The sequence below is a fragment of the Anabaena sp. TISTR 8404 genome, from assembly GCF_056847745.1.
In genome coordinates, this window is record NZ_CP180578.1 from 4,975,390 (window position 1) to 4,987,890 (window position 12,501).

Below are 12,501 nucleotides of genomic sequence, written 5' to 3' on the forward strand. Positions count from 1 at the left end.
TAACACAAGCAAATATATTGACTGCCCTCTAGCAAGGCTAGATAAAAGCAATAAACAGCCAAATTCAACGATATTTAGCCACTCTACCTACAGGTTGATCTTATCTCTCACGCAGAAGCGATCAACTTCACTCTACAGGTTGATCCCAAAGTAGGATGATTCAAAGTAAATATAAGTTAGGTGAAATTTGCTAGGAAATTGATTGTGAATAAAGCAAATATAGTTGATAGCTATATGAGCTTTTCTCTGGTCTAATTTAAAGTGATCCACAATTATAATTTGCGCAAATATCTACCTTGAAATAACTCAAGAGTGAAGCATATCTTAATATTTCATTTGTACCACCATTTTATTTAATGATGGCCAAATATTGCTTCTCTGCAAAAATATAACTTATTTGTTGTTAACCTGTTTTGAGGATTTCCAATGAAGAATATGACTTTTGTTCTATCTCTATTGCGTCCAGTCCGTTTTCTAATTGTAGCTTTTACCTGTGCATTATTGTTGGTATCTAATGCATTTCCAGCTTTTGCAATTGAAAGCTATAAGAGCGCTCCTACTGAAGCTACAACACAACTTCTAGAAACTCAAAAGAAAACTGATGAAATTGGTAGATCTGCACCTCCTGGGCTGAATAAGGTGCAAGAAGAGTCTAATAAAGGACTCAACGAAGTTCAAGGAGATGCTGACATTGAAAAAATGAAGCGTCCTGAAAATTCCCAATCCGCAACCTCAGTTGAAGATGAAGTGCAAAATCTGTTGGAAAAAGTAACAGGCAAAAAGTAAAAAGTAATGATGCTAATAAGCCGTTGCCAAAGTAATCTACGTAATAATATTTGGGAATTATCAGTAATAACTCAATGATAATTATTTACCAAGTAGAAGCTTTGACTGCTAGTTAGCCTAAATACTCTTCATTCGCACTTCTATATACTGTTACTCTGCTTTGACACCTTGGTTGATAAATTTAATCAAGGTGTTTTTATTTATCAGTAATAATTATCTAAAATACTTTTCTATTATAAGTCATAAATCAACCTGACCTTAAGTTGTAAATAATTATGCTCTGGCAATCTTTCCTATGGTTGATGTAAATGATGTTTGATTTTTGTGAACTTATTAATAAGTCTACTTAGGAATTACAATACAATGCGTGCGATTAACATTGGTTTGACAGAAGAACAGCGTCAAGGTGTGGCAAATCTGTTAAATCAAGATTTAGCAGATGCCTATTTACTTTTAGTAAAAACTAAAAAGTATCATTGGGATGTAGTTGGCCCTCAGTTTCGCAGTTTGCACGAACTTTGGGAAGAACACTATGAAAAGCTAACTGAAAATATTGATGCTCTAGCCGAACGAGTTCGGGCTTTGGGTTGTTACCCAGTTGGCACAATGGCAGGATTTCTCCAACTTGCTACCCTCAAAGAACATTCTGGTGATGTTCCTACAGCAACTGGAATGGTAGCTAACCTTGTGGAAGATCATGAGCAAATTATCCGCAATTTAAGAGAGCATGTTGATCAGTCTAGTGAAGAGTTTCATGATGAAGGAACTGCTGACTTTTTAACTGGACTAATGGAAGAGCATGAAGAGATGGCTTGGATGTTGCGCTCTTTTATTGAAGGTCAGGAATTGCAGCCAGACGGAACAAAACCAGGGACAGGAGCAAAAACCCCTGTAGGTGTGTAGTTCAACGCAGATTTATCTCTAAATGTAGAGTCTGACTGAAAATATTCGGCTGCGGGAAGACTTTATCTCCCGCATTTGCCTCTTGGCAAATTAGCTGTAGAAAAACAGATTTTAAGGAGTATTCAAGTGCCAGAAGTCTATCAAGCAGAACGTACTATCTCGGCTGTATTAAAAGAACAGAAACAAGTTGATGATGTGATTCGACGTTTACTAGACAGAGGCGTACCCAGAGATCATATTTCGGTGATGGGACGGAATTTCCAGTCGGAAACTAGAATTGCAGGCTTTATTACCAAGAGAGATGTAATTTTAGGAGGTCTGCGAACAGGGGCGATTTTTGGTTCTCTGTTTGGTTCTTTCCTCAGTTTGCTTACAGGTGTAGGCGTACTGTTTATTCCCTTTGTTGGGCCGATTGTGGCTGCTGGGCCAATCAGTGCATTACTGTTAGGAGCGGCAAGTGGTGCGATCGCAGGTAGTGCTGGCGCTGGTTTAGTTTCAGTTTTAACCGCTTGGGGAATGCCCGAAGATAAAGCTGCTGTTTACCAAACTCGTTTACAAGCTGGCGAATTCTTAATAATGGCAGAAGTTCCAGCTAATCGCGCTGGTGAATTTCAATTGCTTTTAGAAAGTGCGGGTGCTGAAGAAATTAACACAATTGATAAAATATTAGCTCATCCTTGCCCTGGGCCATGTAACAACCCAGAGGATTTATCTCCTGAAGTGCGCTCTCATTTGTCACCAGAAGCTCAACGCACATTTATTGAGCGTTATAACGCTGTGTTGAATGAAACAAGTGATGAGTTTAATGCTGAACAAGCAGCTTGGGCAGCGGTGCATCAGCAATTTGATGAAGATGAAAACGGTGTTTGGTCAAAACAGAAAGTTAACGTTTAAGCGATCGTCTATCTAGGTTTGTTAGTCAAAAATCAATAAAGATAATAGGATGAAAGGAAATCTTTATTGATTTCCTTTCACTTATTTTGATAAATTAAAGCAATTTATGATGTAATTTTTTGCATCAGTAGTTTTATGATGAATTTAAATCAAAAATGTTTGAGGCTGTTTTATGTCTGAAGTAAATTATCAACAGCCGATTAATACAGTGGCTACTCTTTTAGAACAGTACGCTGAGGGACGACGGGATTTTATTAGGGCAGAACTTGGTGATGCTGATTTGCAAGGGGTTAACCTCAAAGGTTCTGACCTTAGCTATGCTGATTTAAGCACAGCTAATCTTCGCGCTGCTAATCTTAGAGGAACTGACCTCAGCTATTGCGACCTTTCTCAAGCTGACTTGACAGATGCAGATTTGCGGGGATCACTATTAATGTCAGCTAATCTCCGCCAAGCTAACCTCCAAGGTGCAAAGCTGGAAAAAGCAGACTGCGATCGCAACACTCATTTTCCTCCAAATTTTGATTTAGTTCAGGCTGGAGTGCAAATCAAATCAGAAACCTAAAACTTGAATTTCATTTAGTTGATGAATCACCACATCCGCACCTTGGACGTGATCTGATTTACCAATCCAGGTGATGCCAATACAACCTGCGGCTTTGGCGTTCCGTGCCATTTGCATATCACCAACCGCATCTCCTACCATCAGTGCGGTGCTTGATTCTACTCCTAAAATTTGGCAGCCTTGCAAAAACAGTGTTGGATCTGGTTTACCAGGGCCATCATCCACGCCGATTTGAGCTTGGATATAATCACTCAATTTATACCGGGCTACAAATGCTTTAACTTCTGCGGTTGTAGCTGCCGATATAATACCGAGTTTCAGCCCTGCGGCTGAGAGGGACTGTAACAACTCCAAACTTCCTGGAAACATGGGTGCGGGAGATTCTTCTAAATATTTCTCGGCTTCGTCTAAACTTTGACGGGCTATTTTGAGAGATTCAAACCATCCTCTACCAGTTTCAGCAATATACGCAGCTGTAGCAATTTCCGTTTCTCGGCGACTAGCTACCGCCATTAAACCCGCAGGGTCGATGTAATGGCCATTGATACCAAAGGCCATTAATAATGGTTCGTTAATTCCAGGAATTTGGGCATCGATAATTCGTGCGGCTTTTTGTCCAAGCGATCGCAAATAAACTTCTGAGTCTTCTAAAGTACCATTTTTATCAAAAAAAATTGCCTGAATATTGGCAAAAGTAATATCTTTACATTGAATACTTACCAAAATCTTTCACCCCACTCAAAAAAATAAAAAAAGAGGGTTTTTCCCTCTTTTTTTAGGCTTTAGTACAATTATTTAATGACCTTACTCTTCAATCGCTACTGGAATTTCTTCTTCAATAGCTGATGGAATTTCTTCCTCGGTAGCTGCTGGGATTTCTTCTTCAATTGCACCTTCTTCAGCAGCACCTTCTTCAGCAGTTGGTAAGGTGATACCTTGTTGTTTTGCTAACAGTTGCTCACGATACTTAGCTGCCATTTCTTCAGCCTTATCGTAGACCAAATCACGGTTTTTAATCATATCACCGGGTTCTGGTTCCAATTGTTTGGTAGATAAGGAAATCCGGCCTCTTTCTGCATCCAAATCAATGATCATGACTTTAACTTCATCATTGACATTGAACACGCTATGAGGCGTATCGATGTGTTCGTGAGAAATTTCTGAGATGTGTAACAGGCCGCTGACACCACCGATATCGATAAAAGCACCGTAAGGCTTGATACCACGAACTGTGCCAATTACTACCTCGCCAACTTCGAGGCGGTTCATCTTACGTTCAACCAACGCCCGACGATGAGATAGAACTAGGCGGTTACGTTCTTCGTCTACTTCCAAGAACTTTAAGGGTAGTTCTTCACCTACTAATTCTTCTTTAGGTTTGCGGGTGCTAATGTGGGAACCAGGGATAAAACCACGCAATCCCTCAATTCTTACCAGCGCCCCACCACGGTTGGTCGCAAATACACCAGAACGAACAGTTGCGTCTTCTGCTTGCAACTGACGAACACGTTCCCAAGCCCGCATATATTCTATACGACGAATCGAAAGGGTCAATTGACCATCTTCGTTCTCATCAGTAAGAATGAAAAATTCGCGTGTTTCGTTTGACTGTAAAACTTCTTCCGGGGCATCTACCCGGTTGATAGACATTTCTTGTATGGGAATATATGCTGCTGTTTTAGCACCGATGTCAATCAGAGCGCCGCGCGGCTCTATACTGAAAACCGTTCCTGGTACAATATCTCCAGGGCTAAAGTGATAGTCGTATTTGTCAAGTAGAGCAGCGAAATCTTCGTGAGTAAATCCAATTTCTGTAGCGGTTAAGTTCTGATTGACCATGCTGATTTGTTCCTGGTTCTAGTCTCCGTAAAGTTTTGTGACATAACTATAATGCCTGTGTAAGCCACTGAAAACCAGTGTACACTTACATCCTTATTAATCCTAGCGTAGAAAGCTAGTGTTAACACATATCAACTTCCAGATAGAAGATTGTATCACATAACAAATGGTCTCTTGCAATCTGTCAAAGGATATAAGGCAGTTTTATCAAAAAATATACCAGTAAAATATCCGCTGTTATTTAGCCATAACAGCGGATATTTTGCAAAGCTTAGTAATAGTAATCTATTACTCGTCTTTTTTCTCAATGCGGGGAGGTTCGCGGAAGGCGATCGCAAAAAACAGAACGCCTATGCACAAAGTAAAAATTAAAATGTATGCAACGCTTTCCATATCAAAAGCTCCTGCTTATCCAGCCAGTAATAAATGAAACCTAAAGGATGAAGTTCTGAATCACACTTCAGACTTCATCCTTCAGACTTGTTTAGAGGGCTTCCTTGCGGCGGGTTGACTTATCACCCACTTTCTGGAACAGACCCCATTCGACTTGCTCTTCTAGGTCTGCTTCCACACCAGCAAATACGTCTCGGTAGATTGTCCGAGCGCCGTGCCAAATGTGACCGAAGAAGAACAACAAAGCAAATACTGCGTGTCCAAAGGTGAACCAACCTCTAGGACTGGTACGGAATACACCGTCAGAGTTCAAGGTTTCGCGGTCAAATTCAAAGATTTCGCCGCCTTGAGCCTTACGAGCATACTTCTTCACATCAGCAGGATCTGTGAAGGTCTTACCATCTAGGTCGCCACCGTAGAAGCTAACGGTAACACCAGTTTGTTCAAAGCTATATTTGGATTCTGCCCGACGGAAAGGAATGTCAGCGCGGACAACACCATCGCTGTCGGTCAAAATTACGGGGAAGGTTTCAAAGAAGTTAGGCAGACGACGTACAGTCAATTCTCTACCTTCAGCATCTTTGAATACTGCGTGACCTTGCCAAGACTGAGCAATACCATCACCCTTATCCATAGGGCCTGTACGGAACAGACCACCTTTAGCAGGGCTATTACCAACGTAATCGTAGAATGCCAGCTTTTCAGGGATTTGTGACCAAGCTTCAGACAAGCTTGCACCGTTAGCTACATTAGCTTGAACACGACGTTCAATTTCTTGACGGAAGTAGCCTTGATCCCATTGATAACGGGTAGGGCCAAACAGTTCGATTGGGGTGGTAGCGCTACCGTACCACATGGTGCCAGCAACTACGAAAGCAGCGAAGAATACCGCAGCAATACTGCTGGAAAGTACGGTTTCAATGTTACCCATCCGTAGGGCTTTGTATAGCCTTTCGGGAGGTCTAACTGTAAGGTGGAATAAACCAGCAATAATACCAACCACACCAGCGGCTATGTGGTGAGCCACAACACCACCGGGGTTATAGGGGTTAAAACCATCTGGGCCCCATTCTGGTGCTACTGCCTGCACGCTACCTGTGATTCCATAAGCATCGGAAATCCACATCCCTGGGCCATAAAGTCCGGTGAGGTGGAATGCACCAAAACCAAAGCAGAGTAAACCAGATAAGAACAGGTGAATACCAAACATCTTGGGCAAGTCTAGTGCTGGTTCACCAGTGCGGGGATCTCTAAAGAGTTCTAAATCCCAGTAAACCCAGTGCCAAACTGCGGCCAAGAATAATAAACCAGACAGAACGATGTGAGCAGCAGCCACACCTTCAAAAGACCAGAAACCAGGGTCGCTGGCGGGGCCGCCAGTAACGCTCCAGCCACCCCAAGATTGGGTAACACCTAGACGTGCCATGAAGGGCAGCACGAACATCCCTTGTCGCCACATAGGGTTGAGAACAGGATCGCTGGGGTCATAAATAGCGAGTTCATATAACGCCATTGAACCAGCCCAGCCTGCCACCAGGGCTGTGTGCATCAAGTGTACAGAAATCAGCCGCCCTGGATCGTTCAGAACAACTGTATGTACTCGGTACCAAGGTAGTCCCATCGACTACGCTCCTCCTCGAAGAGTTATGTTTACAAAGCAATTTTTTTACTAAGTTCTTTGGGAGGCGAAGGCCGCTTCTCAAAGAAATCTCTAAGTTTTTTTATTGCCAGGGTTCTGAGTTTGACCACGGCTCAGTCTTAATGATTTAGACTGTGTGGCTTATTTGGCAACACTTAGACGCTGCGGTAGCTTTACCTTTTGGGGTAGCGATCGCTTGTCTTCTCCAAGTAGTTTTTCATAAAACTCTCCCTTGTTCTTAGAGAACTCGGCAAATACCTTGTGGGTATTTGGGTAATAAAGCGAGCTAACCTTGTGGCAGCTGCCTTTTGGTCGTCTACGCAATCGCCATGCAAAAATGAGAATGTTTTAAAAAGTGTAACTATTGATGGAACTGTTTGCAAGCGTGTAAATAGATGCGATCGGTATCCCATCTGTGTTATCTTCTCACAAATCTCCGTCACAATTTCATTTACGTAATTCTCTAGAACTTACGCACAAAAATTGTCTGTGAGAAGGGGTGTAAGGGCTTAAGAGTGTATGGGTGTATGGGTTTAGCTCATTTACACCCTTACACCTCTGCACCCTACTTTCAACAGACAATGTTTTTGGGCAATTCCCGACTCAGTTAAATTACTGTGTCACTAAGTGGATGTTTTGTAGCTGACACTTGGCTTGGGCTGTGTTCAATCGTTCAATTATCTGTTCAGCACTCATTAAACGCTTTAGCACTACTTGACCGATTGTTTGGCTGGCAATTTCTGGTGTTGTAGGTTTAACTTCCACTGTTAAAACGGCTTCTTCAGTGCGATAAAGCCAAAGGAATTCATTGTTTTCTACTATACAAATATTCATGCGTTGGATATCTGGTTGCCGTCGCCATGCGGTAATCTGCCATAATCCATCAGATGACCATACTCTACCTATATTCCATCCTTCAGAAAGAAAAAAATATTTCACGGTTGTATCTCGCTATTTTGACTATAAATTTTGATATCTACACCCTCAGAGTTTTCTCGGTAGATGTTACAAATAAAAAAGCTTTACCACTCTAGCCAGGATGGCAGTTTTCCTGATTATTGTCTTCAAGCCTTATCCTCAATAGCTAGTAGGCAAAGTTTAAATGTTAATGACTGGAGCTAATTGAGCAGCTTAACAAATTTTTTTTCAAAAATATTCTTAATTTAAGACAATTTTATTTAGTTTATAAAATTAATATTAAATAATGAAGTTCTTGCAATTTTAAACTGCCCAGGCTGTCTGATTAATTTGCTATGATCTATTCAATTTTGTTTGTGCAAAATCTTACAGTGAATACCTGAAAATACTGAAAAATTCTAGATGAGTTTTTGTAACATTTGTTGATATATCTCAATAGTTAAATAAAATTCCAAAAACTAAAAGACGTATTCATTGCATAGAGTGTTGACTGTCAACACTAAATTAAATATAGGAATCCGGTTTGATTTCTGAAACGATCTACGTAGTCAGGGAACAGGGAACAGGGAACAGGAAAGAAGGCTTTCTAAGGTATACTGAGTTTTTTCATTAATCAAATATGATTCCTATATATAAGCTTTATGTGGAACAGCTTGATTAGGCTTTTATCATCTGTAATATCCAATTAAATTGATGGGTGATATAGAAAATAAGTCGCATCGCTTGCCTTAAGCCTGCATTGATTGTAAAAAATTGGGTATTATTGCCACACATATAGTATGATTACTGACCGCTGATTTGAGAAATTGCCAAGGTATGACTTTATTTCCCTTGTCCATGCGAAGGTGGGGTCGAATTACACAATTCCTATCTCTGTTTTGTCTGTGTTTATTTTTAGTGATCAGTTGTGGTACTCGACAACCAACAAATACCACACCAGCGGGTTCTGCAAGTACTCCTACGGGTGATGGGCGTATTACTATTGGTACTACTGCAAAACCGAGAACTTTAGATCCAGCGGATGCTTATGAATTGGCATCTTTAGGTCTAGTGTTTAATATGAGCGATCGCCTTTACACTTACGAACCAGGTAGTACAGAAATTAAACCCCAATTGGCAACAAGTTTACCAAAAGTCAGTCAAGACGGTTTAACTTACACCATACCCCTACGCCAAGGAGTAGTGTTTCACGATGGCACACCCTTTAATGCTAAAGCAATGGAGTTTAGCATTAAGCGATTTATTGAAAATAAAGGTAAACCTTCTTTTTTATTAGCTGATACAGTAGACTCAGTAACCGCTACAGGTGAGAATGAGCTAACAATCAAGCTCAAAAAACCCTTTGCTGCATTTCCTTCACTGTTGGCCTTTTCTGGAGTGTGTGCAGTTTCACCTAAAGCTTATGAAATTGGTGCTGGTAAATTTAAACCAAATACATTTGTTGGGACTGGCCCTTACAAATTAGCGCAGTATGGTACAGATTCACTGCGAATGGATGTGTTTGATAAATATTGGGGAGAAAAACCAGCAAATCAAGGAATTAACGTTCAAATTCAAACTAGTCCAGTTAACTTGTTTAATGCCTTCCGGACAGGTGCAGTAGATGTAGCTTATTTATCATTACAACCTGATCAAATTCGCAGTTTAGAGGATGGGGCTAAAAAAGGAAATTGGCAAGCGATTACAGCTCAGGGTAGTGTGGTAAGTTATCTGGTATTAAATCGCAATCAACAACCTTTAGATAAACCAGAAGTTAGACAAGCGATCGCGGCAATTATTGACCGTCCACTAATAAATGAGCGAGTCTTATACGGTCAAGCTGATGCACTTTACAGTATGATTCCTACTACATTCAAAGTTTCCCAGCCATTATTTAAAGACAAATATGGTGATGGTAAATTTGATCAAGCTAAGGAATTATTAACCAAAGCAGGTTTTTCTAAAGAAAATCCGGTAAAAATTCCAGTTTGGTATCCTTCTAGTTCACCGACTCGGAGTTTGGCAGCACAAACATTAAAATCACTTGCCGATACTAAAATGGACGGCATCGTACAATTAGAAGTTAACACAGTAGAAGGCCCGACTTTCTTTAAAGACATTTCTAAAGGTTTGTATCCAGCCGCTTTGCTTGATTGGTATCCTGACTTTTTAGATCCAGATAACTATGTGCAACCGTTCTTAGCTTGTCAAAAAGGTTCCGATGCCAAAGGTTGCGAAGATGGCGGTAGTCAAACTCAGGGTTCGTTTTACTATAGCGAAACCATGAATAAACTCATCGACCAACAACGCAAAGAACAAAATCCCGCAGCAAGAGAGAAAATTTTTGCCCAAATTCAAACCCAAGTAGCTAATGATGTGCCTTATGTGCCTCTTTGGCAAAACAAAGACTATGTATTTGCCCAAAAAGGTGTAAGTAATGTGCAACTTGATCCTACCCAGAATTTGATTTATAAAACAATCAAAAAATAGCTAATGAAGTATGAAGTGTGAAGTATGAAGTATGAAATATAGCAATTCTAAATTATGCGTGAATAACAATATCCCCGACTTATTTAACAAGTCGGGGATATAAAAAGTTATTTTCACAAATCAAATAGAATTGCTATATAAAATTTATATTTCACTCTTTACTCTTCATTCTTCACCCTTTACACTTCAGACTTCATAATTCATACTTCATAAAAATGTCTCGCTCCAAAGCCATACAGTATTACATTGTTTCGCGGTTGCTCCTAGCGCCGCTTCAGTTGTTAACTATCATTACCATCGTATTTTTATTATTGCGAGCTACACCAGGAGATCCAGCTGATGCAATTCTGGGGGGACGTGCGCCAGAAGCTGCAAAAGAAGAATTGCGAAAGCAATTAGGATTAAACTTACCTCTGTGGCTACAATATTTAAATTATTTAGGTAACTTACTGCGTTTTGACTTAGGAACTTCTTTAACAAGTCGCGGACAAAATGTTTGGGAAATTATTGGCCAATACTTTCCGGCGACAGTGGAGTTAGCGGTATTTAGTATGGCAGTAGCTCTGATTGTCGGTATTTTGGTAGGTACACTTTCCGCTTCTCGTCCTGGAACATATTTTGATGTGGGTGGACGGTTATTCGGGATTATTACTTACGCATTACCGATGTTTTGGGCAGGAATGCTGTTGCAGTTAATTTTTTCTGTACAACTGGGTTGGTTTCCTAACTCTAACCGTTTTCCGCCAACGCTACCGCCACCATCGCCAATTACAGGGTTGTATACATTTGATAGCTTACTGAGTGGTAACTTGACTCAGTTTTTTGCTTCTTTGCACCATCTTGCCCTCCCTAGCCTGACATTGGGAATTTTGCTCAGTGGGATTTTTGAGCGCATTGTACGGGTGAATTTAAAACAAACTCTGCGTGCTGACTATGTAGAAGCAGCGAGAGCTAGAGGCATTCCAGAAAAGAAAATTTTAGTGTCTCATGCGTTAAAAAATGCTTTGATTCCAGTAATTACGGTTTTGGGATTAACCTTTGCTTCTTTGTTGGGTGGAGCAATTTTAACTGAAGTGACATTTTCTTGGCCTGGGTTAGCTAATCGTTTGTATCAAGCAATCAGCGATCGCGATTATCCCACAGTCCAAGGTGTATTAGTATTTTTTGGGGCGATCGTTGTTAGTGCAAGTATTTTAATCGACATTATTAATGCTTATGTTGATCCTCGAATTCGTTACTAGTAAGAGCGTATAGCTTTGCGCCCCTACAGATAATTCATAGTTGATGTGTTGATGGCAGGTTGATCAACCTGCCATGAAATAAATTTAAAATTTATAGCTTAAAACCTGAATCACCTTATCTTCCGGTAACTTCCCAGAGGTAACAGTAAGAGTGTCACTATTACTACGACGTACTGTAATACCTTGCGCCAAGTTGAGAAATTCATCTAAGGGTGAAATATCACAGGCATTAGCATCAGCAGCTTGGGTACGGTAGTGAGTAGGAATGATTAGTTTGGGATTTAACACATCAATTGCTTGTTTAGCCTCCTCAGCGTTATAAGCTTTAGCACTACCGCCGACAGGGATGAAGAGGATATCAGGACGACCCATCAGGATTTTTTGTTCAATTGAAATGGGTGCAGCAATACCTCCTAGGTGTAGGATGTTAATTCCCGCTTGCTTCCAACTCCAGGCGACATTTTTACCGAATTGTCTGCCACCTTTGCGATCGTGATCTGTGGAAATTCCTTGGAATTTGATACCTTGAAACTCATAAACTCCAGGTTCGTATACTAGCTTAGGATTTCCTGGCAAGTCTTCTACTGCACCTTCGTCTAATAATTGACTGCTAATCAACACTAAGTTTGCACTAACTTTCGGCGCACGATAACCAGCAGTACAGCCGATTGTGCGGAATGGATTGGCGAGAATTTTTACTCCACCACCAGTAATTAGAAAGCAAGTATGACCCAACCACTGAACTGATAAACTGCCAGATTGTGCGTCAGCTTCAGAGTTAGAACCTAATGTAGTAACTAAAGCTGTGACTAACCCCGCCCCAGCATAGCCCATCAACTGTCGTCGTTTCATTA

The 12,501-nt window shown here is 40.7% G+C and carries 12 protein-coding genes; 6 read left to right on the plus strand and 6 right to left on the minus strand.

Annotated features, from left to right (window positions below):
• Positions 1–426: 426 nt before the first annotated feature.
• The 4 genes from ACMX3D_RS21565 (at position 427) to ACMX3D_RS21580 (ending at position 3,148) form a co-directional block, all read left to right on the plus strand.
• A complete protein-coding gene (locus ACMX3D_RS21565) occupies positions 427–786 on the plus strand; it encodes a hypothetical protein (RefSeq protein ID WP_482747865.1) in 360 nt (119 codons plus the stop codon).
• 363 nt (positions 787–1,149) lie between these two features.
• The gene (locus ACMX3D_RS21570) at positions 1,150–1,689 is read left to right on the plus strand and encodes a Dps family protein (protein WP_482747866.1); all 540 of its coding nucleotides are present in this window, start codon (positions 1,150–1,152) and stop codon (positions 1,687–1,689) included.
• 126 nt (positions 1,690–1,815) lie between these two features.
• Positions 1,816–2,583 carry a ChaB family protein gene (locus ACMX3D_RS21575; protein ID WP_482747867.1) on the plus strand — a complete coding sequence of 256 codons (768 nt, stop codon included), beginning with the start codon at positions 1,816–1,818 and terminating at the stop codon, positions 2,581–2,583.
• Between the two features lie 172 nt (positions 2,584–2,755).
• A complete protein-coding gene (locus ACMX3D_RS21580) occupies positions 2,756–3,148 on the plus strand; it encodes an Alr5209 family pentapeptide repeat protein (protein WP_482747868.1) in 393 nt (130 codons plus the stop codon).
• On the opposite strand, the gene ACMX3D_RS21585 is transcribed toward ACMX3D_RS21580, so the two are convergent.
• The 5 genes from ACMX3D_RS21585 to ACMX3D_RS21605 form a co-directional block, all read right to left on the minus strand.
• Positions 3,137–3,871, minus strand: coding sequence for an HAD family hydrolase (locus tag ACMX3D_RS21585; protein ID WP_482747869.1), 735 nt, complete (start codon positions 3,869–3,871; stop codon positions 3,137–3,139). The two genes, ACMX3D_RS21580 and ACMX3D_RS21585, sit on opposite strands and share 12 nt — an antisense overlap.
• Positions 3,872–3,952: 81 nt before the next feature.
• Complete coding sequence (locus tag ACMX3D_RS21590) at positions 3,953–4,987, minus strand: 30S ribosomal protein S1 (protein ID WP_482747870.1); 1,035 nt, start codon at positions 4,985–4,987, stop codon at positions 3,953–3,955.
• A 288-nt stretch (positions 4,988–5,275) separates the two neighbouring features.
• A complete protein-coding gene (locus ACMX3D_RS21595; protein WP_015115729.1) occupies positions 5,276–5,380 on the minus strand; it encodes a photosystem II reaction center protein T in 105 nt (34 codons plus the stop codon).
• Between the two features lie 91 nt (positions 5,381–5,471).
• Complete coding sequence (psbB, locus tag ACMX3D_RS21600) at positions 5,472–7,001, minus strand: photosystem II chlorophyll-binding protein CP47 (protein ID WP_482747871.1); 1,530 nt, start codon at positions 6,999–7,001, stop codon at positions 5,472–5,474.
• Between the two features lie 630 nt (positions 7,002–7,631).
• Entirely contained in the window at positions 7,632–7,958 is a 327-nt protein-coding gene (locus ACMX3D_RS21605; protein ID WP_482747872.1) for a hypothetical protein, read from the minus strand.
• A gap of 795 nt (positions 7,959–8,753) precedes the next feature.
• Here ACMX3D_RS21605 and ACMX3D_RS21610 point away from each other — a divergent pair.
• On the plus strand, positions 8,754–10,406 hold the full coding sequence (locus ACMX3D_RS21610) for an ABC transporter substrate-binding protein (protein WP_482747873.1): 1,653 nt from the start codon (positions 8,754–8,756) through the stop codon (positions 10,404–10,406).
• Between the two features lie 215 nt (positions 10,407–10,621).
• A complete protein-coding gene (locus tag ACMX3D_RS21615; RefSeq protein WP_482747874.1) occupies positions 10,622–11,647 on the plus strand; it encodes an ABC transporter permease in 1,026 nt (341 codons plus the stop codon).
• 84 nt (positions 11,648–11,731) lie between these two features.
• On the opposite strand, the gene ACMX3D_RS21620 is transcribed toward ACMX3D_RS21615, so the two are convergent.
• Positions 11,732–12,499, minus strand: a complete 768-nt coding sequence (locus tag ACMX3D_RS21620; protein WP_482747875.1) for an MBL fold metallo-hydrolase — start codon at positions 12,497–12,499, stop codon at positions 11,732–11,734.
• Positions 12,500–12,501: the final 2 nt, after the last annotated feature.